Raw genomic sequence first — 23,750 nt, 5'->3', positions numbered from 1 at the left:
CGTGGTTGGCTGCGGACCACTACCCGGCTCGCCGGGCCGCCTCGATGATCGCGCGGCCGGCGTCGACGAGCGTGTCGGCGCCCGGAGCGGAGCCGGTGCCGAGATATCCGGTGACCATGGCGCCGTCCCGGAGCATGACCAGCTGGTCCACCGTGGCGGCACGCATGCCGATGCCGAGCTCGCCGAGCAGGTCGTCCAGCAGCCCGGCGAACCACGCCCGGTGCTCGGCGACGGCCCGCCGGACGGGATGGGCGGGATCGGCGTACTCGGCGGCGGCGTTGATGAACGGGCAGCCGCGAAATCCGGTCGTGCAGCTGCTGTCGACGATGGCCCTGGCGAGGGCGACGAGCGTGCCCTGTGGGTCACCGGGGTGATCGGCCCGTAGCTCCTCGACGGCGCCGCGCTCCCAGTCCGACCGCCCCCGCAGGTAGGCCAGCACCAGATCGTCCTTGGTCGGGAAGTGTCGATAGAAGGTGACCTTGCTGACCTCCGCCTCGGCGATGATCCGATCCGCGCTGACCGCACGGATCCCCTCGGCGTAGAAGAGCGTGTCCGCGGCGGTCAGGATCCGCTGCCGCACGGGTGGGACCGCCGTTCCCGTCGCGGCGTGCGCCGTGTTTCCCCTTGCCGACACCGGTGCTCCCGTCTCTGCCGTCCGTCCCCCGAGCCTAGTCCCCGGGGTGTCCGGGCGGTGTGTGCTAGCGTGTAGACGTACTAGTTAGTCTACCTCTCCCGAAAGGAGCCCCCGGTGCAGCTCAGATCTCGATTCCGGTCGCTGGCGGTGGTCGGTCTCGGCGTGGTGGCCATGCTCGGCGTCGCCGTCGCCCCCTCCTCGGCGGGCCAGGCGCCGGCGGTGGCCGACGCCCGGCGCACCACACCGACGGTCGTGCTGGTGCACGGCGCGTTCGCCGACGCGAGCGGATGGGACCGGGTGATCGGCATCCTCCAGCGCGACGGATATCCGGTGCTCGCGGTGGCCAACCCCCTGCGCGGCCTCGCGGCGGACTCGGCATACCTGCGCAGCATCCTCGACACCGTGCCCGGTCCCGTGGTACTGGTCGGCCACTCCTACGGCGGTTCCCTCATCACCAACGCCGCCACCGGTGCCGCGAACGTCAAGGCTCTGGTCTACGTCGCGGCGTTCGCTCCGGACCGGGGCGAGACCCTCAACCAGTTCTCCGACCCGACGCGGTACCCGGGCAGCAAGCTCACCCCCGAGGCGCTGGTGGTCCGCCCGTACCCCGGGGGTGCCGAGGCGAGCATCGACCCGGTCCGGTTCCGTGAGATCTTCGCCGCCGACCTGCCCCGGTCGGAGACGACGAGGATGGCCGCCCGGCAGCGCCCGGTCTCGGTGGCGTCGTTCGACGAGGCGCACGACGAGCCGGCGTGGCGGACCATCCCGAGCTGGTACCTCGTCTTCGGCCAGGACAGGGCGTTGTCCCCGGTCGCGCAGCGCTTCTTCGCCCAGCGTGCCGGCGCCGACACGGTCGAGGTCAGGGCCTCGCACGCCGGCTTCATCTCGCACGCCGATCGCACGGGAAAGTTGATCGAGTCCGCCGCGAGAGCCGTGCGCTGACCCGGCCGAAATCCGGTAGGCAGTCCCGGAACCAGGCAGAACCCGGAAGAACAGGCAGAACCCAGAGGCTAAGGAGAGAACTGTGTCCGACAAGCTCTACACCGCGATCGCGACCTCCACCGGCGAGGGCAGGGCGGGAGGCCGGGCCGTGACCAACGACGGCCTGCTCGACGTCGCCCTCGCCATACCCAAGGAGATGGGCGGCCCGGGCGGCGCGACCAACCCCGAGCAGTTGTTCGCCGCCGGATGGGCCTCGTGCTTCCACTCGGCACTCAAGCTCGTCGCCGCACGACGGAAGCTGACGATCAGCGACTCGGCGGTCGTCGCCGAGGTCAGCGTGGTCCCGACGGCCGAGGGAGGCTTCGGCCTCAGCGCCGCCCTGCACGTCGCACTGGCCGGGCTGGACCAGAGTGCGGCCGACCAGTTGGTCGAGGCGGCTCACGCGGTCTGCCCATACTCCAACGCCACCCGCGGCAACATCCCGGTGACGATCGACGCCACCGTGGCCTGACCGACCGACCGGCCGGGACGGCGGCACCCGCGCCGCCGTCCCGGCGCCCGGCGCGATCGGTCCGGGTAGGGCCGGGGAGGGGCTGCCGCACACTGGTTACCGGCGGGTATCGTCAGGCTTCCGGAGGTGTTCGCCGCCGGGGGGACGAGCCGGGAGGGCCGCGTTGACCAGTGAGCCGTCGTTCGACGCATACCTGCTGCCTGAGGAGCACGAGGCGGTCCGTGGGGCCGTCCGGGAGGTCTGCGACGCCAAGGTCGCCCCGAACGCGGCCGAGGCCGACGAGACGGGCGAGTTCCCCAAGGCGTCGTACGACGCACTCAGGGCCGCCGACTTCCACGCCCCGCACATCCCCGAGGAGTACGGCGGTGCCGGAGCCGACGCGCTGGCCACCGCGATCGTGATCGAGGAGGTGGCCCGGGCCTGCGCCGCCTCCTCCCTGATCCCGGCCGTGAACAAGCTCGGCACCCTGCCGTTGCTGCTCGCCGCCTCCGAGGAGCTGAAGCGGCGCTACCTGCCGCCGGTGGCCCGGGGCGAGGCGATGTTCTCGTACTGCCTCTCCGAGCCGGAGGCGGGCAGCGACGCCGCGTCGATGACCACCCGAGCCGTGCGCGACGGCGACCACTACGTGCTCGACGGCGTCAAGCGCTGGATCACCAACGCCGGGGTGTCGGAGTTCTACACCGTCTTCGCGGTCACCGATCCGGCGGCACGGTCCCGCGGCATCTCCGCCTTTGTGGTGGAGAAGTCGGACCCCGGGGTCAGCTTCGGTGCGCCGGAGAAGAAGCTCGGCATCAAGGGCTCGCCGACCCGCGAGGTCTACCTCGACGGCGTGCGGATCCCGGCGGACCGCATGATCGGCGATCCGGGCACCGGCTTCGGCACCGCGATGCGGACCCTCGACCACACCCGGGTCACCATCGCCGCCCAGGCGGTCGGGATCGCCCAGGGCGCGCTGGACTACGCCAAGGCGTACGTGCGGGAGCGGAAGCAGTTCGGCAGGGCGGTCGCCGAGTTCCAGGGCATCCAGTTCATGCTCGCCGACATGGGGATGAAGCTGGAGGCGGCCCGGCAGCTGACGTATGCGGCGGCCGGCAGGTCGGAGCGGGGCGACGCCGACCTGACCTACTTCGGCGCGGCGGCGAAGTGCTTCGCCTCGGACGCCGCCATGGAGATCACCACCGACGCGGTGCAGCTCCTCGGCGGGTACGGCTACACCCGGGACTACCCGGTCGAGCGGATGATGCGGGACGCCAAGATCACCCAGATCTACGAGGGCACCAACCAGGTGCAGCGGATCGTGATGGCCCGGCAGCTCCTCAGGGCCGACGGATAGCAGGGCCTGCCAGGGCCCCGGCGGAGGCACGGATCGCGGCCGGGTCGCCGTCCATCCTGAACAGGTGCGCCGGAAACCGGGCCGTGCGACGCCTCCCCACCTGACGACCAGCATCTACATCGGCACCCCTGGACAAGAGATGGGATTCCCCGCCGGCCGCTGCGCGCGGTGGCGCAGTGGCGGTGTGGCGGTGTGGCGGTGTGGCGGTGTCGTGGTGCTGCGCTGTGGTGGTGTGGGCGCGCCGGTTCAGCGGTCGCCGAGCCGGCGGGTGACTCCGTCCATGTCGTCGTCCGGGCCGGTGATCCGGGTGGTCTCATCCGCACTCGACGGCTCGGCCGGTCGCGGCGCCGGTATCGGGGGCGGACCGTGGTGCGTCGCCCCGGCCGGCGCGTCGTACGGCGGTGCCGGGGGTGGTGGGGGCGCCGGTGCCGTGGGCCCGTAGTTCGGCGGGACCGCCGGGCCGAAGTTCGGCGGGGCGGACTGGGGGAAGCTCGGTGCGGCCGAGGGCCCGTAGTTCGGCGGGTGCCCGGCGGGCCCGGGCATGCCGGGCGGGAACTGGCCGGGCACCGGGCCACCGGGCGGGAACTGGCCGGGCACCGGGCCACCCGGCGGGAACTGAGGACTGTGCGGGAACTGACGGCTGTGCGGCACGGGGGCGCCCGGGTATGGCGGGTATCCGGGCTGGCCGGGAGCGCCGGGGAAGCCGGCCAGGGCCGGACGGGTGGAACGCCACCGGTGCGGTACGGCGACGGTGGCGAAGAGCAGCACACCGAGCAGCACGGAGAGCGCCCCGGACGGCGCGGTGAGCGCGAATCGGACGCCGAAGAGCGAGTCCGGCACGACGTCGACGAGTGAGCCGAAGTCGACAAGCGACCAGAGTGCCATGATCATGAAGAGGCAGCCGGCGACCGCCGGACCGACCGGGGACCAGCGGGGCAGCAGCAGCGCGGCGAGGAGTCCGCCGACGACCAGCAGGACGACGAACCCGAGAAGCTTGTCGCCGAGCTCGTCGGCCTGGATGCCACCGTTGAACCTGATCCACCCGATGCCGGTCAACACCCAGATTATCGGGGCACTGACCAGGCCGAGAACCAGCGATCCAAGGTGTCGCACGGCAACGTCCCCTCTCCGGATGTCTTCCGGCACCGTACCGGCACCGGGCAACGGCGTGCCCCGGCGTGATGGTCCGGGGCGGATCGACCGAACGACCCGCCCCGGCACGGTCGGGCTCGTCGTGGTGCCGGCTCGTCCGACGGTCGGTCAGCTTGTCGTGCTGTCCGCCGCGTCGTCGCGCTTGGGGCCGGTCCGGGGCGGTGCCGCCCATGGCGATCCGGCCTCCCGGCGCGGCAGCGGCGTCGTCGGCGTGTCGTCCGGCTCGGGGTAACCGAGCGTCGGGGGCCTGACGTCGCTCTCCGGCGGGTTGGTCAGCGCGGACCAGTCGGTCCGGGGGAGTTCCTCCACATCGGACGTCGTCGGGGCGGAGTCGGCGGTCGCCGGGCAGGGCCAGCGGCGCCACCGCTGGGCGCTGAAGGTCGCCATCAGCAGCAGCACGCCGATCACGAACGTCGTGCCGTTGTCCAGGACCCGGAGCAGCGGCAGCGGGTCGCCGAAGAGGCTCCAGTTCGCCGGCACCGCGTCGCGTACGGCGAACGGGTCGACGAAGAACCCGACGTACGGGGCGGCCAGCAGCAGGCCGGCGACGAGCGGACCGGCCGGAGAGAGGCGCAGCGTGCCGAGCAGACCGAGCAGGATTCCCGCGACCGCGAGATAGACGGCCCCCTGGATCAGGTTGGCCGTGTTGTACGTGCCGAGTTCCTCCCACCGCGTTACGGTGCGGGCCGACCCGTCCTGACCGAGCGCGATCAGGATCCAGGCAAGTGGCGCCGCCACCACTCCGGCGAGGAAGCTCCAGAGATGTCGCATCCGCGCACCGTACCGCCTGGAACGGCGTGGAGCAGCCTGCCCCGGCGCGTCTAAATCGATCTTGCTGACTGTCACCGTGGGGTGACCGGGGTGAGCTGGGTAACCGGCGAGGGCGGCGCGACCCGCCGCCACCGTACCGTTGCCGGCATGACCGAGCAGTTCCTGCCACCGCCGCCGGGGAAGCCGACCGCGTACTCCCGGGTCACGCTGAGCCGGATCATGACGGCGGTCGACGTCAACCTCTACGGCACGGTGCACGGTGGCGTGCTGATGAAGTTCGTCGACGACGTGGCGGGAGCCTCGGCGGCGCGCCACTCCGGGGGTACGGCGGTGACGGCCGCGATCGACGAGATCGTCTTCGCCGAGCCGGTCCGGGTCGGCGACCTGGTACACGCGCACGCCCAGGTCAACTGGACCGGGCAGACGTCGATGGAGGTCGGGGTCCGGGTGGTCGCCGAGCGCTGGGACAGCGCCGAGGACGCCCCGATCATGGTGGCCACCGCGTACCTGGTCTTCGTCGGTGTGGACGTGGCCGGAAACCCCCGCCCGGTCCGCCCGGTGCTGCCGGAGAACCCGGAGGACGAGCGGCGGTTCCGCGAGGCGGAGATCCGCCGGGAGCACCGGCTCGCCAAGCGCAAGGCCATCCAGGCGCACCGGGGCACCGCCTGACGCACGCACCCCTGGGAAGTGGTTAGGAAGGGGCCCTGCTACGACAGAAAACGATATGCGGGGGCCCTTCCTTGTGTGGGGTGGGCACACGTCGGGTGGGGTGGCGGGGGCGGACAATGGCGGGTCGGGTGTTGGGCGCAGGGGAGGAGCAGGCGGATGGTCGACGGCGAGGTGCTCTGGACGCCACCGGCCGACGTACGGGAGCGGAGCCGGATCGGCGACTACCTGGGCTGGCTGCGCCGGCACCGGGGTCTCGACCTCGACGACTACGAGGCGCTCTGGCGCTGGTCGGTCAGTGATCTCGACGGGTTCTGGCGCTCGATCTGGGACTACTTCGAGGTGCGGGCGTACGCCGAGCCGGGCGCGGCGCTCGCCGATCCGGCGATGCCGGGGGCCCGCTGGTTTCCCGGTGCCACCCTCAACTACGCCGAGCACGTGCTCCGGATGCCCGGGATGGCCGACGACGAGCCGGTGGTGATCGCACACAGCCAGACCCGCGCCCCGGTCACCCTGACCGCCGCCGACCTGCGCGAGCAGGTACGCCGGGTCCGGGCCGGGCTCGCCCGCCTCGGTGTCGGCGCCGGTGACCGGGTGGCGGCGTACGCCCCGAACATCCCCGAGACCCTCGTGCTGATGCTCGCCACCGCCAGCCTCGGTGCGGTCTTCTCGTCCTGCGCGCCCGAGTTCGGCACCCGCAGCGTGCTGGACCGCTGGCGACAGATCGCCCCGACCGTGCTGGTGGCGGTGGACGGTTACCGCTACGGCGACAAGGCCGTCGACCGGCGGACCGAGCTGGCGACGATCCGGGCCGAGCTGCCGTCGGTGGCGCACACGGTGGTGATCCCCTACCTGGAGCTGGAGCGTGGCGACGCGCCGGTCTCCGACAGCGGGACGGTCTCCGACAGCGGGACGGTCTCCGACAGCGGGACGGTCTCCGACAGCGCGGCGGTCTCCGACAGCGCGGCGGTCTCCGACAGCGCGGCGGGGCCTGCCGGCGGGCCGGGCCGGGTGGACGGGACGTCGAGCTGGGCGGAGCTGGCGGCCGAGACCGGGGAGCCGCTGACCTTCGCGGCGGTGCCGTTCGACCATCCGCTCTACGTGCTCTACTCCTCGGGCACCACCGGGCTGCCGAAGCCGATCGTGCACGGGCACGGCGGGATCCTGCTCGAACACCTGAAGATGCTGGCGCTGCATCATGACCTCGGGCCGGGCGACCGGTTCTTCTGGTTCACCACCACCGGCTGGATGATGTGGAACTTCCTCGTCTCCGGCCCGGCGGTGGGCGCGGCGATCGTGCTCTTCGACGGCAACCCGGCGGTCCGGGTCGAGCCGGGCCGGCCGGCCGAGCCGGACCTCGGCACCCTGTGGCGGCTGGCCGCCGGGACCGGCACCACCTACTTCGGCACCTCGGCGCCGTTCCTGCTGGCCTGCCGCAAGGCCGGGCTGCGCCCGGCGGAGCTGGCCGACCTCTCCGCCGTGCGCGGGGTCGGTTCGACCGGTGCGCCGCTGCCGGCCGAGGGCTTCCGCTGGGTGTACGACGAGATCGGCACCGACCTGCGGCTCGACTCGATCTCCGGCGGGACGGACGTCTGCACCGGTTTCGTCGGCGGCGTGCCGCTGCTGCCGGTCCGGGCCGGCGAGATCACCTGCCGGTGCCTCGGCGCCCGGGTCGAGGCGCGGTCGGCCGGCGGCGACCCGGTGCTCGGCCAGCTCGGCGAGCTGGTGATCACCGCACCGATGCCGAGCATGCCGGTCGGGTTCTGGAACGACCCGGACGGGAGCCGCTACCGGGAGGCGTACTTCGACGTCTATCCGGGGGTGTGGCGGCACGGTGACTGGATCACGGTCAGCGAGCGGGGGAGCTGCGTGATCACGGGTCGGTCGGACGCCACCCTGAACCGGGGCGGGGTGCGGCTCGGCACCGCCGAGTTCTACTCGGTGGTGGAAGGGCTGCCCGAGGTGACCGACTCGCTGGTGGTGCACCTGGAGGACGACGAGGGCGGTGCCGGGGAGCTGCTGCTCTTCGTCGTCCTGGCCGACGGGCTGGAGCTGGGGCCGGAACTGACCGCGCGGATCAACCGGGAGCTGCGTACCGGTCTCTCGCCCCGGCACGTGCCGGACGGGATCCACCAGGTCGGCGCGGTGCCGAGGACTCTCTCGGCGAAGAAGCTGGAGGTGCCGGTGAAGAAGATCCTCACCGGGGTGGCGGTGGATTCGGCCGCCGCCACCGGCGCCCTGGCCAACCCGGAGTCGCTGGCCGCCTTCGAGCGGCTGGCCCGGCAACGGGCCGGGGCGGCACCGGCCGGCTCGGCGTGACGTGTGCCGGCCGGGTGTGACGTAGGCCGCCGGCCCGGTGTGACGTAGGTTACGTCAACCGGGCCGTGACCTTCTCCGCCGCCGCCCGGTCGGCGAGCCGGTCCGGGGCGAGGTTGCCGCAGAGCACCGTGCTGGCGCCGACGGACAGTGGGGCCAGCAGCCAGTCCACCGGGTCGGGGTGACGGGCGGCGTCGACCAGCACCCGGTCGCCGGCCCCGATCCCCAACTCCCCGGCGCGCTCGGCCGCCAGGTCGACCAGCACCGGGTCCTGCGGCCCGGCGGCGGGGTACGGGGTGAAGTGGTCGCCGTGCCCGCGTACCTCGATCACGTAGTCGGTCCAGCCGGCCGGCAGGTCCCGCACCGGGGCGGCGAGCGGGGCGAGCGCGAGGGCGTACCGCTCGCCGGCCGGCCAGCCGTCCGCCTCGGCGACCCGGTCGGCGGCGGCGAAGAGCACCTCGACCGGGTGCCCGGCCCGCTCCCCGGGGCGGGCACCGTCGACCGCCAGCCCGGCCGACCAGCAGCCGAGCAGCACGGCGGCGGTCTGCCAGTGCGGCGGGAGCAGCACCCCGGCCGGGTCGCCCGGTGCCACGCCGGCCGCGTCGACAAGCAGGTTGGCGGTCTTGGCCACCCAGTTCGCCAGGGTTGCGCCGGAGAGCTCCGTGCGCTCGCCGGTCGCGTCGTCGTACCAGGTCAGCAGCGGGCGGGTCGGGTCGGCGGCGATCGCGGCGGCGAAGAGCGCGGCAATGTTCTCGGTCATCGCCCGCGACGATACCGATCCGGGAAGCGCCGGTCCGGAGCGCGCCGTCGCCCGGTCCGGATGGCCGGCGAGGCCGGCCTCCGGCCGGGCCGGCACCGACGGTGACGGTGCGATGGCGGCCGTGTCCGAGTCACCGGAAAGACAGTTGCCCGACGGGTCGCAGTCGACGTGTCCGGGACCGTGCGGCGTAGGCTTGGAGCAAGTGTTGTTCCCCACATCACACCCAAGTCGAGGAGTTGCCCAGTGACCGCCGGTCGCCCGCCCCGCGTGCTCATTGACGCCACCAGCGTCCCCGCCGATCGCGGCGGCGTGGGCAGATACGTCGACGGCCTGCTCGGCGCCCTGGGCAAGCTGATCGGGCCGGGCCTGGAGCTGGCCGTGGTCGGTCTCCGCACCGACGTCGAGCGATACTCGCGGATGCTGCCGGCCGCCGAGGTGATCGCGGCACCGGCGGCGGTGGCGCACCGGCCGGCCCGGCTCGCCTGGGAGCAGACCGGGCTGCCGCTGCTGGCCCAACAGGTCGGCGCGCACGTGCTGCACTCGCCCTTCTACACCTGCCCGCTGCGGGCCGGCTGTCCGGTGACGGTCACGGTGCACGACGCGACGTTCTTCACCGAGCCGGAGCACTACGACAAATCAAAGCGGACCTTCTTCCGGAGCGCGATCAAGACCTCGCTGCGCCGGGCCGACCGGGTGATCGTGCCGAGCAAGGCGACCCGGGACGAGCTGATCCGGCTGCTGGACGCCGACCCGACCCGGATCGACGTCGCCTACCACGGGGTGGACCAGGCGGCGTTCCACGCCCCGAGCGACGAGGAGAAGGCCCGGGTACGCGCCCGGCTCGGCCTCGGCGGCCACAGCTACGTGGCGTTCCTCGGCTCCAAGGAGCCCCGCAAGAACGTGCCGAACCTGATCCGGGGCTGGGTGCTGGCGGTCAAGGACCGGCCGGAGCCGCCGGCCCTGGTGATCGCCGGCGGCCAGGGGCACGACGACGACATCGACCAGGCGGTGACCGAGGTTCCGGCCCACCTGCGGCTGCTCCGCCCCGGCTACCTGCGCTACGCCGACCTTCCGGGCTTTCTCGGCGGTGCGCTGATCGCCGCCTATCCCTCCTACGGCGAGGGTTTCGGGCTGCCGATCCTGGAGGCGATGGCCTGCGCCGCCCCGGTGCTCACCACGCCGCGGCTCTCCCTGCCGGAGGTGGGTGGCGACGCGGTCGCCTACACCAGCGAGGACCCGCAGCAGATCGCGACCGATCTCGCCGCGCTCCTCGACGACGAGGCGCGCCGGCTCGCGCTGGCGAAGGCCGGCTTCGACCGGGCCAAGGAGTTCACCTGGGAATCCAGCGCCGAGGTGCACCTGGCGGCCTGGGGTCGGGCCCGGGTCGCGTAACGGGACGGGCGGAAATCGGGTGCTATCAGCCGGTGTGCGCGTGCCGCACCCGACGTCTCGGGCATGATGTGGCGATGTTCTACGCCGTGATCCCGGCCGGCGGCAGTGGCACGCGTCTGTGGCCACTCTCGCGCGCCGGCCGCCCCAAGTTTCTCCTCCCGCTGACCGGCTCGGACGAGTCGCTGCTCCAGGCGACCGTACGCCGGGTGCGCCCACTCTCCGGCCCGGACACCACGTTCGTGGTCACCGGCGCCGCGCACGCGGTGGCGGTGGCCCGGCAGTTGCCGGACCTACCCGAGGAGAACGTCCTCGTCGAGCCCTCCCGCCGGGACTCCTGCGCGGCGATCGGCCTGGCGGCGGCGATCATCGCCCGGCGCGATCCCGACGCGGTGATGGGTGCCTTCTCCGCCGACCACGTGGTCGGCGACCAGACGCGCTTCCTGGAGGTGCTCCGCGCGGCGATCTCGACGGCACAGGACGGCCTGATGGTCGCGGTCGGCATCACCCCGACCCACCCGGAGACCGGCTACGGCTACCTGGAGTCGGGCGAACCGATCGGCGACGGCCCCGCCCGGCAGGTCGTCCGCTTCAAGGAGAAGCCCGAGTACGATCTCGCGGTCAAATACGTGGAGTCCGGCCGCTTCTACTGGAACGCCTCGATGTTCGTCTGGCGGGTCGACGTCTTCCTCGCCGAGCTGGCCCGGCAGCAACCGGAGCTGCACGCCGGACTGACCGAGATCGCCGAGGCCTGGCACACCCCCGAGCAGGCTGCGGTGCTGGACCGGATGTGGCCGAAGCTGACCAAGATCTCGGTCGACTTCGCGGTGATGGAGGGTGCGGCGGAGCGCGGCCTGGTCGCCACCGTGCCGGCGGACTTCCGCTGGAACGACGTCGGCGACTTCCACACTCTCGGCGAGGCGCTGAGCGGCGACGACGCCAGCAACGTGGTGCTCCGGGAGGGGCCCGACGGCACGCATCCGGCCGGCCGGGTGGTGCTCCGGGACACCGAGCGCTCGGTGGTGGTGAGCCAGTCCGGCCGGCTGCTGGTGACGCTCGGTGTCCAGGACACCGTGGTGGTCGACATGCCGGACGCGCTCTTCGTCTGCGCCCGGTCCCGTGCCCAGGAGGTCAAGGAGATCGTCGCCGCGCTGGAGGCCGAGGAGGCCCACCCCTATCTGTGAGGTGCCGGCCGTGGGAAGTTCCGCCCGAAGACGGCGATCGCCGGTGCCACCAGGTGGGCGGTGGCACCGGCCAGCGGTTCGGGCAGCGCGTCCGGCGGAAACCAGCCGAGTTCGACCGACTCCGGGCTGACCCGCTCCACCGCACCGGGCGGGGCGACGGCGGCGAACCGCACGTCGTGGTGGAGCGAGCCGCCCCGGCAGGAGACCGGGTGGACGTCCAGGTCGATCGGGGTCGGGTCGAGCCAGAGGCCGGGGATCCCGGACTCCTCGGTCGCCTCCCGCAGCGCCGTGCCGGCGAGGGTCGCGTCGCCGGGCTCGCAGTGCCCGCCGAGCTGCACCCAGCGGCGGAACCGGCCGTGCAGGCAGAGCAGCACCCGGCCTCCGGTCGCGTCGAGCACCAGGGCGCTGGCGGTGACGTGCCCGGCCCGGTGCTCGCGGGTCAGCGCCGCCGGGCCACTCCCGCGCAGCAGCCGCAGCGTCCCGGCGAGGGCGGCGGCGGCCTCGGGCGTCGGCGGCCGCCAGGCGGTGAGCAGGGCCAACGCGTCGGCGTAGAGGGCATCGGACACGGCCTCACCCTAGAGTGCGGTGGCCACGGACGTTCACGGTGTCGGACGGCGCCAGGGTCGTCGCGGCGCCTGGCCGGGCGAGGCAGGTGGGCCCGCGTGCCGGCGCAGTGCCCGGATTGCCAGTTCCGCGTGGACGAGTGCGCCGTCGGCGAGTATCCGGTCGTCGAACACCGCTTGTGGGCTGTGGTTGGGTGGCGCCTTCGTCGGATCGTCGGCGCCACTCGCCCCCAGGATCAGATAGCAGCCGGGCACCTCGTTGAGCACCTCGGAGAAGTCCTCCGCGGCGGCCACCGGGTGGGTCAGCGGTGCGAACCGTTCCTCGCCGAGCACCTCGGAGATCACCGTACGGGCGAACTCGTACTGTTGCTCGTCGTTCACCGTCACCGGGTAACCGTCGAGGTACTCGACCTCGGCGGTCAGCCCGTACGCCTCGGCGATGTGCCGGCACAACCGGGTGACCTCGGTACGCAGCCGTGCCTGGTTCGCGGTCGAGAAGGTGCGTACCGTGGCGTTGATCTCGGCGGTGTCGGGGATGATGTTCGACGTGGTCCCGGCATGGATCGCGCCGACCGTCACGACCACCGGGTCGAAGACGTCGAATCGTCGGGTGACCAGGGTCTGCAACGAGGTCACGATCTCCGCCGCCACGGTGACCGGGTCACGGCCGAGGTGTGGCATGGAGCCGTGCCCGCCGGCCCCGTGCACGGTCACCCTGAGCTCGGCGGTGGCCGCCATCAACGGTCCGGGGCGACTACGGAACTGTCCGACGGGGCTTCCGTACGAGCGCACGTGCATGCCGTACGCCGAACGGACCCGTGGCCCGGCCGCGTCCAGGACCCCCTCCTCGATCATGCGGGCCGCGCCGTTCCAGCCCTCCTCGCCGGGCTGGAACATGAAGACCACGTCGCCGGCCAACGCGGCGCGGTGCGCGCTGAGCAGCCGGGCCGCGCCGACCAGCATCGCCGTGTGCAGGTCGTGCCCGCACGCGTGCATCGCACCGTCCACCCGGCTCGCGTGGTCGAGCCCGGTTCTCTCCGTGAGCGGCAGGGCGTCCATGTCGGCCCGCAGCAGCACCGCGGCGACGGGTTCGCCGCCGGGCGGCGCCACCGACTCCCGGTCTCCGCCGCGTAGCACCGCGGTCACCGAACTCAGGGATCTGCCGGGAGTGATTTCCAATCCGAGCCCGGCCAGCCCGTTCAGCACCGCCTGTTGGGTGCGTGGCAGGTCGAGGCCGACCTCCGGGTACCGGTGGATGTCGCGCCGCAGCCGTACCAGGTCGTCCTGCAGGGCTGCGGCGTCGGCACGCAGCCGGTCATGCTGAGTCATCACGTCGTCCAATCGGCCGGTCGCCAGCTGGACCAACAGCGGCTGGCGCCGGTCGTAGGTGAGATTGTGCACGAAGAGCAGCGGTCCGTCATGTCCCTCTCCCGTTTCCGGGGCTTCACCAGGAAGGCGTAACCAGGGGCCGCACAACCTGTACGTGACGCAGGTCGCAGAACGCCCGACACCGTGAACGTTGCTGGCGAAGGCACTGGTGCGGGGTTCGTAGCATGATCGGTATGACGTGCCCCACGCGTACGGTCGAACTCGCCGTGGCCGGCAACGAGGCGAGTGACCTGCTGCCCGTCCATGCCCGCGAGGTGCTCGCCGCGCACGGCGCGCGGCGGGCGTTCTGGACGGTGCTCGACGAGGGGCCGGTCGAGCACTGCCTGGCCCTGCTCGTGGAGCGGCACGACGGCGAGTGGCAGACGCACCACGTGTGGATGGACGCCGGGGCCGAGAACGGCCGGACCGAGGACGGCGAGGCGCTGGCCCGGCACGACGGGTGGATCTACGTTTTCGGTTCGCACTTCGGCTCCAAGCGCGGGCCGCTGCGCCCCCGGCGGGCCTTCGTGGGCCGGTTCCGCGAGGCGGAGGCGGCCGGTCCGCTGCCCCGGCTGCACGTGGTCCGCAACCAGTTCCGGCTGCACCGGGCGGTGAACGACGCCCTGGTGGCGGCCGGGATCGCCGTGCTGCCCCCCGGTGAGCAGGTGCGGCACCGCTTCATCGCCGCGACCCGCGACCGGGGCACCGCCCGGGCCAAGAGCTGGGTCGGCCGGTTGGCCGAGGAGGACCTGCCGGTGAACGTCGAGGCGGCGGCCTTCACCCCGGCCGGTACGGTGCTGCTCGGGCTGCGGTTTCCGGTCACCGACCGTGGCGAGCCGATCCTGGTGGAGTTGGCCGACGTGGCCGGGATGTTCGACCGGCGGAGCTGGCCGCACGCCGTCGGGGCGTACGCGTTGACCGGGGTGACCCGGCCCGGCGAGCTGACCGGTTTCCGGGCGCTGTCGGCCGGGCGGGACGGCGGGTACGACGCGGTGGTCGGCTCGATCGACGCGCTCGGCAAGCGGTCGGTGCTGCTCGACGACCATCCGGCGGGCGGCGACGTCACCAGCCGGCACGTCCGGTTCCGCTGGCCCCCCGCTCCGGCCGGGGCCAGCGTCGCCGGCGATCTGGTGGCGGACCTCGCGCCGCTGCACAACGTGGAAGGGCTGACCGAACTGGACGGCGCCCGCTACTACGTGACCGACGAGGACCACCGGGTCGCGTTGTTGATCATGTCAGAACGGCCCGGTTGAGCACGGCGAGCGGGCCCGCCCACCCCGTGCCGGGACATGCGCTCCGCGGGCGGCGCCGTCCCCGGTCGGAAGCGGGACGCCCGGAGTGTGGAGAGGATCCGGCGTTGGGAGAGGTGTAGAGAAGGGAGGCGACAACCCGGACAGCGCACTTCACGGACAGATGTCCGCGAACCCTCGTGGCGATCATCCGGGTCGCCGCGTTCCTCCCCTACCCCCCAGTACGCCGCGGAACCAGCGGGCCGCTGGGCACCGCATGACTCCGCTATCGGCACAGTGAGCATGCCCGCCCGCGTCGCCGGGCGTCGAGGTATTTCGGCTGACACTGAAAGACGCTGATAGATAGGGGCCGGTAGAGTGCGACTGGTCGCCGGCCAACCCCATCCGGCCCGGGAGTGCAAGCCATGCTGCGGATCTTCTTCTCCGGTGAGGACGTCGCCCGGACCCGTGTCGCTCCCGCCGCCGACCAGATCTGGGAGTTGGTCCTCAGCCTGCACCTGTTGCAGGGACGCAGCCGGGACCCGGTGATGGCGGGCTGGCGGCGTGGCGTCTCCGGCGGGCTGCGCCGGGACACCGTACCGGGCCAGTTGCGACTGCTGCTCGCCCTCAACCCGCCCCGAGGCTACTTTCCCGACTTCCTGACCCCCTACCACAGCATGTACGGCCTGGCGGCAGGGCTCGACGCCGTCCGCTCCACCCCGATCGGCGCGCTGGAGCGCGATCTCAACGTGCTGGCCGCGGAGAGTCCGCTGCCCCTGCCCAGTTCGGCGAGCATCCTGGCCCGGGGTGACGTCGAGGTGTTGGAGCACCTCACCGACTCGATGCGGGTCTACCAGGCGACCGCGGTCGAGCCGTACTGGGACCGGATCCAGGCTGCGGTGGAGGCGGACCGGGCGCGCCGGGCCCGGGCCCTGCTCGACGGCGGGACCGAAGGGCTGCTGGCCAGCCTCCGCCCGGCGATGCGCTGGGAGGCGGGGCTGCTGGAGGTGCCGGGCTATCCGGTCGAGCGGGAGTTGCACCTCGATGGCCGGGGACTGCTGCTGGTGCCGTCCTTCTTCTGCGCCCGCATCCCGGTGACCCTGGTCGACCCCGACCTGCCGCCGGTCCTGGTCTATCCGGTCGACCGGCTGGGTGGCCTGACACCGGCGCCCGGCGAGGGCGCCGGCCCGCCCCGGGGGGCCGGGCGGCCGGAGAACCAGGCGGCGCTCGCCGCGCTGATCGGCCGGACCCGGGCCCGGGTACTCGAGGTGGTGGGCGACGGCTGCTCCACCGGAGAGGTGGCCCGGCGGCTGCACATCTCGCCGGCCGCCGCGAGCCAGCACACCACGGTGCTGCGCAACGCCGGGCTGCTGGTCAGCCACCGTGACCGCAACACCGTGCTGCACATCCTGACCCCGCTCGGCCGGGCCATGCTGACCGGTTGACCGCTGGCTCGGCCGTCCCCTCCGGGTAGCTGGCTCCGCTGCCCCCGTCCGGTGGCGGGCCGGCGGGTCGGGGCTGCCGCCAGTGGTTCAGCCGCCGGGGGTCGGTGGGGACGGGGGAGCGCTGACCAGCAGGGTCACCCCGACGCCGGCCCCGCCGCCGTCGGCAGCCGGCGGGGGCGGTAGGAGGGCCGAGCCGATCCCCTCGGCGGCCAGGGCGGCCCGCAGCCGGTGCAGGTCGGCGCCGAACCGGATCAGGGCGCCGGGGTCTGCCCCGGCCGGCCCGGGTGGCGCGCAGTCGAGCAGCGCGGTGGCCGGTAGCCTCCCCGCCGGCACCGTCGCGCCGAGCCGGGCGCGTACCCGTTGCCCGTCGGTGACCAGGGTGCAGACCGTGCCGGGCGCGACCACCCCGGCCACCGTCCGCAGCGCCCGGTCCACCGCCGCACGGTCGAGCCCGCCGTCCGCGCCGTCCAGCACCGCCGGCACCACCGGAGCGGGTGTGCCCGGCGACGACTCGCCGAGGGTGGCGGCGGCCCGCAGCCCGTCCGCCCGCGCCTCGGCGGTGCCGAGGGCGAACAGGTCGTGCTCGGCGTCGCGGACCAGCACCGCCGCGCCGGGTCCGTCGTCGGGGTCGGCCGTACCGAGGTAGCCGCGGACCACCGCGACCGGCACCTGGTCACACTTGCCCTTGACCAGCTCGCCCGCGCCGGCCAGCTCGTCGACGACGGCCATCTGGGTGATGTGCAGTTTGTTGCCGTACGGGTCGACCTCGCCCCGGTGGTCGCGGACCGCCGGCATCCCGGCGACCCCCAGCGCGACATCGGTGAGGCCGTTGCGCCAGGGCCGGCCCATGGTGTCCGAGACGATGACCGCGACGTCGGCGCCGTGCCGCTCCCGGATCCCGGCCCGCAGCGCCCGTGCGGAGGCGTCCGGATCCTTCGGCAGCAGGACCAGCCGGGAACGGTCCACATTGGAGGCATCGATCCCGGCGGAGGCCATCACGAAGCCGTGGTGCGTCTGCACGATCCGGGTCCCGCCGCGCCGGGCCACCGGACGGGCCGTCTCGCCGGCCAGCGCCTCCGCCCGGGCCGCCTCCCGCTCCGGCCCGTCGACAGGTACGTCGACCAGTCGCCCCTCGGCCTTCGAGACGACCTTGCTGGTCACCACCAGTACGTCGCCGTCCCGCAGCCACGGCGCGGCGGTCGAGATCATCGCCGACAGGTCGTCACCCTCGGTGACGTCACCGATGCCGAGTACCGGCAGCACCTCGAGTCTCATCCCCACTCCACCGCGGTCCGCACCATCGCCGTGGTCGCCGCCTCGTCGGTCATCCAGAGCGGAGCGGCCCGCACGGCCACCCCCTCCACCTCGGTCCCGGCATCCGCGGTGTCCACCAGCCAGGTGTCCAGGATGCCACCGGCCGACCGGGCGCCGTAGAGCCCGCCCACCCCGGCAGCGGTGCAGGGCACACCGAGCACCGCCAGGCAGCGGTCGGCCATCCCGCGTACCGGGGCGCCGCCGATGATCGGCGAGACTCCGATCACGGGCGCCCGGCCGCCGACCAGCGCGTCCCGCAGCTCGGCGACGGCGAGCACCGGCGCGATGCTCACCACCGGGTTACTCGGGGCGAGCAGCACCACGTCGGCGGCGGCCAGCGCGTCGAGCACCCCGGCGGCCGGCTTGGCCGCCTCCGCGCCGACGAAGACGAACCGGGAGGTGGGCAGGTCGCCGCGGTGGCGTACCCACCACTCCTGGAAGTGGATCGCCCGCTGCGCCTCCGGGCCGTCGGCGTCGGGCGTACCCACCACGACGTGGGTCTCCAGGCGGTCGTCGGTGGCGGGAAGCAGGCGTACCCCGGGCTGCCAGCGGGCGCAGAGCGCCTCGGTGACCGCCGAGAGGGGGTAGCCGGCGTTCAGCATGGTGGTCCGGACCAGGTGGGTCGCCACGTCCCGGTCGCCGAGGCCGAACCAGGTGGGCTCCGCGCCGTACGCGGCCAACTCCTCCTTGACGGTCCAGGTCTCGCCGGCGCGGCCCCAACCCCGCTCCCGGTCCGCCCCGCCGCCGAGGGTGTACATGACACTGTCCAGGTCGGGGCAGATCCTCAGGCCGTGCAGGACGACGTCGTCGCCGACGTTGACCACCGCGGTCACCTCGGCGCCGACCTGACGGGCGTACGCACGGACGCCGGTCAGGAAGCGGGCGCCGCCGATGCCCCCCGTCAAAACTGCGATGCGCATGGCCTCCATCCTCGCCCATCCGCGTCGAACGGGCGGCGGTCGGGCCGGCCGACTAGGCTCAGGCGTCGCAGGAGTCCGTCACCGCCCTCAGGGGGAGCCTTGACCAGCCAGCCCGGGCCCGCGCCGAGCGAGGCGCCGCAGGCCAGTTCGACAACCAGGCCGCTGCGCGAGCTGATCGCGCTGGTGCTCGTCGGGGCGAACGCCCTCTTCCTGTTCGGCGGGCTGATCGAGCTCTTCTTCGGCGGCTGGGAGAATTCCGACTTCGGTGACCGCTCGCTCAGCCTCTTCTACGCCTTCGCCGGGCTGGAGCAGATCGCCCTGCCGGTGCTCGCGGTGCTGCTCGCCACGCACCTCCAGCCGGTGGTCGGGCACGCCCGGCTGATCACCCTGGTCGCGCTCGTCGAATACGGTGTCTCGCTGCTGCTCGGCGTGATCACCCTGCTCGCCGGGATCTTCGGGCTGCTCGCCGAGACGCAGTTCCGGCAGGCGTTCACCAGGACCCTCGTCTTCGGCGGGATGTTCCTGATGCTGCTGGTCGCGGCCTTCGTGGTCTTCCGGGTGTGGCGGCTGCTCTTCCAGGTGCCGAAGCCGAGACCCCAGCCCGGCGTCTACGGCAACCCGCAGTCCTACGGTCACCCCCAGTCCTACGGCCAGCAACCTGCGTACGGCCAGCAGCCTTACGGCCAGCAGCCTTACGGCCAGCAGCCTTACGGCCAGCAGCCTTACGGCCAGCAGCCTTACGGCCAGCAGCCTTACGGCCAGCAGCCTTACGGCCAGCAGCCTTACGGCCAGCAGCCTTACGGCCAGCAGCCTTACGGCCAGCAGCCTTACGGCCAGCAGCCTTACGGCCAGCAGCCTTACGGGCAGCCGACCACGTACGGACAGCCGGTCGCTCCCCACCAGGGGTATCCGCCCGCCGCCCCGCACGTCTACGGCCAGCACGGCCAGCCCACGGTCTACGGCCAGCCGACCGGCTACGGCCAACCCGGGTACGCCACGCCCTCCGCCGTCCCGCCTGCCTCGTCCGCGGCCCCCTCCTCGGCTCCTCCGTCGTCCGCTCCACCTGCTCCGTCGTCCGCTCCGCCGGCTCCCTCCTCGGCTCCGCCGGCTCCGTCGTCGGCTCCGCCGGCTCCGTCGTCGGCTCCGCCGGCTCCGTCGTCGGCTCCGCCCGCGCCCCGTGCCGAGTCGTCCGCACCCCAGGCTGGCGCCGGGCCAACGGACGACCCCGCGGACGACCCGGCCGGCGAGCCGGAGACGGAGGAGACCGGGCGCACCCAGGTGATCCCGCAGCGGGGCGGGTCCGACGTCCCCGATCGCACGCAGCGGATCAACCCGGCCAGCCAGCAGCCGTCGGCCGGCAACCAGCCGCCGCCGTCGGACCGCGACGACGACCCGACCCAGCCCCACTGATCCGGCCGGGCCCGGTCTGGCCGGGCCGCCGGCTGTGACTGTTGCCACGCCCGCCCCGGCCACGGCGGCAGGCCGCCGGGCACGGTGTCGATGAGGATTCGGCCTAGGCTGCACGAGTGGCTGATGGGAGTGACCAACCGACCGTCGCGAGTCTGCGTCGGGCGCTGCGCCGGGCGGCGGAGGGCCGGACCCTCGACCCGGACGAGGCGACGACACTGCTCGCCGCGCGTGGCGAGTTCCTGGACGAGCTGTTGGCGATCGCCGGCCGGATCCGTGACGCCGGGCTGGTCGATGCCGGGCGCCCCGGCGTGGTGACCTTCTCCAAGAAGGTCTTCGTCCCGCTGACCCGGCTCTGCCAGGACCGCTGCCACTACTGCACCTTCGCCACGGTGCCGCACCGGCTGCCCGCCGCCTATCTGGAGCGGGACGAGGTGCTGGCGATCGCGGCGGCCGGGGCGGCGCAGGGCTGCAAGGAGGCGCTCTTCACCCTCGGCGACCGGCCCGAGGCGCGCTGGCCGCAGGCCCGGCAGTGGCTGACCGAGCGGGGCTACGACTCGACCCTGGACTACCTCCGGGCGTGCGCGATCGCGGTGCTGGAGGAGACCGGCCTGCTGCCGCACCTCAACCCCGGCGTGCTCTCCTGGGCCGAGTTGCAGCGGCTCAAGCCGGTGGCGCCGAGCATGGGGATGATGCTGGAGACCACCGCCACCCGGCTCTGGGCCGAGCCGGGTGGGCCGCACTACGGCTCGCCGGACAAGGAACCGGCGGTCCGGCTGCGGGTGCTGGCCGACGCCGGGCGGGTGGCGGTGCCGTTCACCACCGGCATCCTGATCGGGATCGGCGAGACGCCCGCCGAGCGGATCGACTCGATCTTCGCCATCCGGCGCAGTGCCCGCGAGTACGGCCACATCCAGGAAGTCATCGTGCAGAACTTCCGGGCCAAGCCGGACACCGCGATGCGCGGGATGCCCGACGCCGAGCTGCACGACCTAGCGGCGACCGTGGCGGTGACCCGGATCCTGCTCGGGCCGGGCGCGCGGGTCCAGGCGCCGCCCAACCTGATCGAGGGGGAGTACGACCTCCTGCTGCGGGCCGGCATCGACGACTGGGGTGGCGTCTCGCCGGTGACACCGGACCACGTCAACCCGGAGCGACCCTGGCCGCACCTGGACGAGCTGGCGGCGCGTACCGCCGCCGCCGGGTTCACCCTGCGGGAGCGGCTGACCGTCTATCCCGAGTACGTCCGGCGCGCCGATCCGTGGCTGGATCCGCGGCTCGCCGCGCACGTCGGAGCGCTCGCCGACCCCGGCACCGGGCTGGCGGTCGAGTCGGCCCGGCCGACCGGCCGGCCCTGGCAGGAGCCGGACGACGCCTTCGTGCCGGGTGGCCGGACCGACCTGCACGCCACGATCGACAGCACCGGCCGGACCGGTGACCGGCGCGGCGACTTCGACTCCGTCTACGGCGACTGGTCCGCCGTCGGCGCCCGGGTGCCGGCCGGCCTCTCCGGGGCGCCGCGCGCGGCGGCACCCGCGCCGGCCGCCCGGGCGGACGATCCGGAGCTGCGGGCCGGGCTGCGGCTGGCCGCCGACGATCCGGCGGCACTGCTGGAGCCCCGGCACGAGGCGGCGGCGCTCGCCCTCCTCGCCGCCGACGGCGCGGCCCTGGACGAGCTGTGTCGGATTGCCGACGACGTGCGCCGGGCCGCCGTCGGCGACGACGTGACGTACGTGGTCAACCGCAACATCAACTTCTCCAACGTCTGCTACGTGGGCTGCCGGTTCTGCGCCTTCGCCCAGCGGGAGCGGGACGCGGACGCCTACCGCCTCTCCGTGGCGCAGGTCGCCGACCGGGCGGAGGAGGCGTGGGCGGCCGGCGCCACCGAGGTCTGCATGCAGGGCGGGATCGACCCCAAGCTGCCGGTCGGCGCGTACGCCGAACTGGTGCGGGCGATCAAGGCTCGGGTGCCCGGCATGCACGTGCACGCCTTCTCGCCGATGGAGATCGTCACCGGTGCGGCCAAGGCCGGCGTGCCGGTCCGGGAGTGGCTCACCGAGCTGCGCGACGCGGGGCTGGACACCATCCCGGGCACCGCCGCCGAGATCCTCGACGACGAGGTGCGCTGGGTGCTCACCAAGGGCAAACTGCCGGCCGCCACCTGGGTCGAGGTGGTCGGCACCGCGCACGAGCTGGGCATCCGGTCCAGCTCCACGATGATGTACGGCCACGTCGACCACCCCCGGCAGTGGCTGGGTCACCTCCGGGTGCTGGCCGGGCTGCAGGACCGCACCGGCGGGTTCACCGAGTTCGTCGCGCTGCCGTTCGTGCACACCAACGCGCCGATCTATCTTGCCGGCATCGCGCGGCCCGGTCCCACCTGGCGGGAAAATCGTGTCGTGCACGCCATGGCCCGGCTGCTGCTGCACGGGCGGATCGACAACATCCAGTGCTCCTGGGTCAAGCTGGGGGATTCCGGTACGGCCGAGTTGCTCCGGAGCGGCTGCAACGATCTCGGCGGCACGCTGATGGAGGAGACGATCTCCCGGATGGCTGGCTCGGACCACGGCTCCGCCCGTACCATCGCCCAGCTCGAACGGATCGCGGCGGCCGCCGGCCGGCCCGCGCGGCGCCGGACGACGGTCTACGGATACGCCGGTTGATCCGCGCGGCGGGGCACGGCGCCTGTGGCGCGCCGGGCGCGCCACGCCGGATATCCGACGCAACTCGCCGAGCGGGCGTTACCCGCACCCGGTCTGAATCGATAGGGCAGGTTGCGAGACCCGATGACTCCACAGTCGTCCGGGCACGCGGTAAGGGTGGCTCCACTTAGCAGGTTCGGCTTGACGACGCACGTATGACACACGTGTAATTTCAGTGGGGTCGTTCGTACGGAGCGCATCAAATCGCTACCGGACGGACAAACACGCCTTCCGCGTGGGGGGTTGCGCCGGCTGCCGCGCCGGTGCGCGATAAGGAGGCAACTGGATGGACGGCCGACTCGAGGTGGCCGACCTGCTCGGAAACGCTCCGGAGTGGCAAGAGCAGGCGCTCTGCTCGCAGACCGATCCGGAGGCGTTTTTTCCCGAGAAGGGCGGCTCGACCCGCGAGGCGAAGCGGATCTGCTCCCGGTGTGAGGTCAAGGCCGAGTGTCTGGAATACGCGCTCGGGCACGACGAACGGTTCGGAATCTGGGGCGGGTTGTCCGAACGCGAACGGCGCAAGTTGAAGCGCCGCGTCGCCTGAGCGGCCGCGCCCGGGTGGTGGGGGCCGCCCGGGTCAGGCCAGCCCCTGCGGGTCGGGCGGCTTCGGTCGATGGCTCAGTCGAGCTCGTCCGGATCGACGCCGAGCAGGTTCGCGACCTGCTCGATGATCACATCGTGCACCAGGTCGGCCAGGTCGTCCCGGTCTATCGCCCGGAACTCCAGGGGGCGGCGGTAGAGCACGATCCGGGGCGGCACGTCCTGCCGACCCGGGCGTCCGGGAAGCAGCCGGGCCAACGGGACCTCGCCGTCCTCCAGCACGTCCGAGTCGTAGACGTTGAGGTCCGGCGGCACGTCCTCGACCGCGAACTCGACCCCGGCGAGCTCCTTGGCGAAGCGGCGCTCGAGCGTCTCGACCGTGTCCAGCACCAGGTCGTCGAAGATCTCCGATTTGGTCCGGGCCAGCGGGACGGTGGCCGGAACGAGCCGGCCGCGCAGCCCGCGCCCGTGCCGGTCCCGGCGTGACCGGTGCCCGGAACCCGGCCGGCGGTTCTCCGGACTGGTCATCTGTACCCCGCTTCGCTCGTCGTGGACGACCGCCCACGACGACAGGGTAGACCTGCCGGGGTCAAGATCGGCTCGG

21 protein-coding genes and 1 pseudogene are annotated in these 23,750 nt (G+C 73.1%); 13 read left to right on the top strand and 9 right to left on the bottom strand.

What is annotated here, in order from left to right; all coding sequences use genetic code 11:
• Nucleotides 1–19: 19 nt before the first annotated feature.
• Entirely contained in the window at nucleotides 20–634 is a 615-nt protein-coding gene (locus tag ACN27G_RS24500; protein WP_421495109.1) for a TetR/AcrR family transcriptional regulator, read from the bottom strand.
• Nucleotides 635–748: 114 nt separating this feature from the next.
• Between ACN27G_RS24500 and ACN27G_RS24495 the strand changes: the two genes are divergently transcribed.
• The 3 genes from ACN27G_RS24495 to ACN27G_RS24485 all read left to right on the top strand — a co-directional run bounded on the left by ACN27G_RS24495 (nucleotide 749) and on the right by ACN27G_RS24485 (nucleotide 3,420).
• Entirely contained in the window at nucleotides 749–1,576 is an 828-nt protein-coding gene (locus ACN27G_RS24495) for an alpha/beta fold hydrolase (RefSeq protein WP_421495108.1), read from the top strand.
• An 82-nt stretch (nucleotides 1,577–1,658) separates the two neighbouring features.
• Complete coding sequence (locus ACN27G_RS24490; RefSeq protein ID WP_421495107.1) at nucleotides 1,659–2,087, top strand: organic hydroperoxide resistance protein; 429 nt, start codon at nucleotides 1,659–1,661, stop codon at nucleotides 2,085–2,087.
• 163 nt (nucleotides 2,088–2,250) lie between these two features.
• Complete coding sequence (locus ACN27G_RS24485) at nucleotides 2,251–3,420, top strand: acyl-CoA dehydrogenase family protein (protein ID WP_421495106.1); 1,170 nt, start codon at nucleotides 2,251–2,253, stop codon at nucleotides 3,418–3,420.
• A 246-nt stretch (nucleotides 3,421–3,666) separates the two neighbouring features.
• Here the strand turns inward: ACN27G_RS24485 and ACN27G_RS24480 are convergent, their stop codons facing one another.
• Nucleotides 3,667–4,533, bottom strand: coding sequence for a DUF3824 domain-containing protein (locus tag ACN27G_RS24480; protein WP_421495105.1), 867 nt, complete (start codon nucleotides 4,531–4,533; stop codon nucleotides 3,667–3,669).
• Between the two features lie 147 nt (nucleotides 4,534–4,680).
• A complete protein-coding gene (locus tag ACN27G_RS24475) occupies nucleotides 4,681–5,343 on the bottom strand; it encodes a hypothetical protein (protein ID WP_421495104.1) in 663 nt (220 codons plus the stop codon).
• Between the two features lie 147 nt (nucleotides 5,344–5,490).
• On the opposite strand from ACN27G_RS24475, the gene ACN27G_RS24470 reads away from it, so the two are divergent.
• The 3 genes and pseudogenes from ACN27G_RS24470 (at nucleotide 5,491) to ACN27G_RS24460 (ending at nucleotide 8,328) form a co-directional block, all read left to right on the top strand.
• Nucleotides 5,491–6,012, top strand: a complete 522-nt coding sequence (locus ACN27G_RS24470) for an acyl-CoA thioesterase (RefSeq protein ID WP_421495103.1) — start codon at nucleotides 5,491–5,493, stop codon at nucleotides 6,010–6,012.
• Between the two features lie 156 nt (nucleotides 6,013–6,168).
• Nucleotides 6,169–6,435 (top strand): annotated as a pseudogene (locus ACN27G_RS24465) (acetyl-coenzyme A synthetase N-terminal domain-containing protein); the annotation flags it as partial.
• A 21-nt stretch (nucleotides 6,436–6,456) separates the two neighbouring features.
• The gene (locus ACN27G_RS24460; protein ID WP_421497443.1) at nucleotides 6,457–8,328 is read left to right on the top strand and encodes an acetoacetate--CoA ligase; all 1,872 of its coding nucleotides are present in this window, start codon (nucleotides 6,457–6,459) and stop codon (nucleotides 8,326–8,328) included.
• Between the two features lie 49 nt (nucleotides 8,329–8,377).
• Here the strand turns inward: ACN27G_RS24460 and ACN27G_RS24455 are convergent, their stop codons facing one another.
• Nucleotides 8,378–9,085: a TIGR03089 family protein gene (locus ACN27G_RS24455; protein WP_421495102.1), complete on the bottom strand. Its 708-nt coding sequence runs from the start codon at nucleotides 9,083–9,085 to the stop codon at nucleotides 8,378–8,380.
• A 243-nt stretch (nucleotides 9,086–9,328) separates the two neighbouring features.
• On the opposite strand from ACN27G_RS24455, the gene ACN27G_RS24450 reads away from it, so the two are divergent.
• Nucleotides 9,329–10,477, top strand: coding sequence for a glycosyltransferase family 4 protein (locus tag ACN27G_RS24450; RefSeq protein ID WP_421495101.1), 1,149 nt, complete (start codon nucleotides 9,329–9,331; stop codon nucleotides 10,475–10,477).
• Between the two features lie 74 nt (nucleotides 10,478–10,551).
• Complete coding sequence (locus tag ACN27G_RS24445; protein WP_421495100.1) at nucleotides 10,552–11,658, top strand: mannose-1-phosphate guanylyltransferase; 1,107 nt, start codon at nucleotides 10,552–10,554, stop codon at nucleotides 11,656–11,658.
• On the opposite strand, the gene ACN27G_RS24440 is transcribed toward ACN27G_RS24445, so the two are convergent.
• A complete protein-coding gene (locus ACN27G_RS24440; RefSeq protein ID WP_421495099.1) occupies nucleotides 11,649–12,224 on the bottom strand; it encodes an NUDIX hydrolase in 576 nt (191 codons plus the stop codon). The two genes, ACN27G_RS24445 and ACN27G_RS24440, sit on opposite strands and share 10 nt — an antisense overlap.
• 33 nt (nucleotides 12,225–12,257) lie before the next feature.
• A complete protein-coding gene (locus tag ACN27G_RS24435) occupies nucleotides 12,258–13,550 on the bottom strand; it encodes a M20 metallopeptidase family protein (protein WP_421495098.1) in 1,293 nt (430 codons plus the stop codon).
• A 233-nt stretch (nucleotides 13,551–13,783) separates the two neighbouring features.
• Between ACN27G_RS24435 and ACN27G_RS24430 the strand changes: the two genes are divergently transcribed.
• Both ACN27G_RS24430 and ACN27G_RS24425 read left to right on the top strand, forming a co-directional pair.
• Nucleotides 13,784–14,842, top strand: a complete 1,059-nt coding sequence (locus tag ACN27G_RS24430; RefSeq protein ID WP_421495097.1) for a hypothetical protein — start codon at nucleotides 13,784–13,786, stop codon at nucleotides 14,840–14,842.
• A gap of 401 nt (nucleotides 14,843–15,243) precedes the next feature.
• Complete coding sequence (locus tag ACN27G_RS24425; RefSeq protein WP_421495096.1) at nucleotides 15,244–16,263, top strand: ArsR/SmtB family transcription factor; 1,020 nt, start codon at nucleotides 15,244–15,246, stop codon at nucleotides 16,261–16,263.
• A gap of 87 nt (nucleotides 16,264–16,350) precedes the next feature.
• Here ACN27G_RS24425 and ACN27G_RS24420 read toward each other — a convergent pair whose 3' ends face one another.
• On the bottom strand, nucleotides 16,351–17,538 hold the full coding sequence (locus ACN27G_RS24420) for a coenzyme F420-0:L-glutamate ligase (RefSeq protein WP_421495095.1): 1,188 nt from the start codon (nucleotides 17,536–17,538) through the stop codon (nucleotides 16,351–16,353).
• Nucleotides 17,535–18,497, bottom strand: a complete 963-nt coding sequence (gene cofD / locus ACN27G_RS24415; RefSeq protein WP_421495094.1) for a 2-phospho-L-lactate transferase — start codon at nucleotides 18,495–18,497, stop codon at nucleotides 17,535–17,537. Before cofD ends, ACN27G_RS24420 begins: the two co-directional genes overlap by 4 nt.
• 99 nt (nucleotides 18,498–18,596) lie before the next feature.
• On the opposite strand from cofD, the gene ACN27G_RS24410 reads away from it, so the two are divergent.
• From ACN27G_RS24410 to ACN27G_RS24400, 3 genes are all read left to right on the top strand, one after another.
• On the top strand, nucleotides 18,597–19,907 hold the full coding sequence (locus ACN27G_RS24410) for a hypothetical protein (protein WP_421495093.1): 1,311 nt from the start codon (nucleotides 18,597–18,599) through the stop codon (nucleotides 19,905–19,907).
• A gap of 116 nt (nucleotides 19,908–20,023) precedes the next feature.
• Nucleotides 20,024–22,567, top strand: a complete 2,544-nt coding sequence (locus ACN27G_RS24405; protein ID WP_421495092.1) for a bifunctional FO biosynthesis protein CofGH — start codon at nucleotides 20,024–20,026, stop codon at nucleotides 22,565–22,567.
• 325 nt (nucleotides 22,568–22,892) lie between these two features.
• Nucleotides 22,893–23,150, top strand: coding sequence for a WhiB family transcriptional regulator (locus ACN27G_RS24400; protein ID WP_421495091.1), 258 nt, complete (start codon nucleotides 22,893–22,895; stop codon nucleotides 23,148–23,150).
• 74 nt (nucleotides 23,151–23,224) lie between these two features.
• Here ACN27G_RS24400 and ACN27G_RS24395 read toward each other — a convergent pair whose 3' ends face one another.
• Nucleotides 23,225–23,674 carry a metallopeptidase family protein gene (locus ACN27G_RS24395; RefSeq protein WP_421495090.1) on the bottom strand — a complete coding sequence of 150 codons (450 nt, stop codon included), beginning with the start codon at nucleotides 23,672–23,674 and terminating at the stop codon, nucleotides 23,225–23,227.
• Nucleotides 23,675–23,750: the final 76 nt, after the last annotated feature.

The sequence above is a fragment of the Plantactinospora sp. WMMB334 genome (assembly GCF_049179095.1).
Lineage (GTDB): Bacteria > Actinomycetota > Actinomycetes > Mycobacteriales > Micromonosporaceae > Plantactinospora.
This window is presented reverse-complemented; position numbering and strand designations above follow the sequence as displayed.

Coding starts and splice junctions, on each gene's coding strand:
- ACN27G_RS24470 (WP_421495103.1), top strand. CDS start 5,491: ATGACCGAGCAGTTCCTGCCACCGCCGCCGGGGAAGCCGACCGCGTAC.
- ACN27G_RS24460 (WP_421497443.1), top strand. CDS start 6,457: ATGCCCGGGATGGCCGACGACGAGCCGGTGGTGATCGCACACAGCCAG.
- ACN27G_RS24445 (WP_421495100.1), top strand. CDS start 10,552: ATGTTCTACGCCGTGATCCCGGCCGGCGGCAGTGGCACGCGTCTGTGG.
- ACN27G_RS24400 (WP_421495091.1), top strand. CDS start 22,893: ATGGACGGCCGACTCGAGGTGGCCGACCTGCTCGGAAACGCTCCGGAG.
- ACN27G_RS24430 (WP_421495097.1), top strand. CDS start 13,784: ATGACGTGCCCCACGCGTACGGTCGAACTCGCCGTGGCCGGCAACGAG.
- ACN27G_RS24425 (WP_421495096.1), top strand. CDS start 15,244: ATGCTGCGGATCTTCTTCTCCGGTGAGGACGTCGCCCGGACCCGTGTC.
- ACN27G_RS24475 (WP_421495104.1), bottom strand. CDS start 5,343: ATGCGACATCTCTGGAGCTTCCTCGCCGGAGTGGTGGCGGCGCCACTT.
- ACN27G_RS24395 (WP_421495090.1), bottom strand. CDS start 23,674: ATGACCAGTCCGGAGAACCGCCGGCCGGGTTCCGGGCACCGGTCACGC.
- ACN27G_RS24420 (WP_421495095.1), bottom strand. CDS start 17,538: ATGAGACTCGAGGTGCTGCCGGTACTCGGCATCGGTGACGTCACCGAG.
- ACN27G_RS24455 (WP_421495102.1), bottom strand. CDS start 9,085: ATGACCGAGAACATTGCCGCGCTCTTCGCCGCCGCGATCGCCGCCGAC.
- cofD (WP_421495094.1), bottom strand. CDS start 18,497: ATGCGCATCGCAGTTTTGACGGGGGGCATCGGCGGCGCCCGCTTCCTG.
- ACN27G_RS24435 (WP_421495098.1), bottom strand. CDS start 13,550: ATGACTCAGCATGACCGGCTGCGTGCCGACGCCGCAGCCCTGCAGGAC.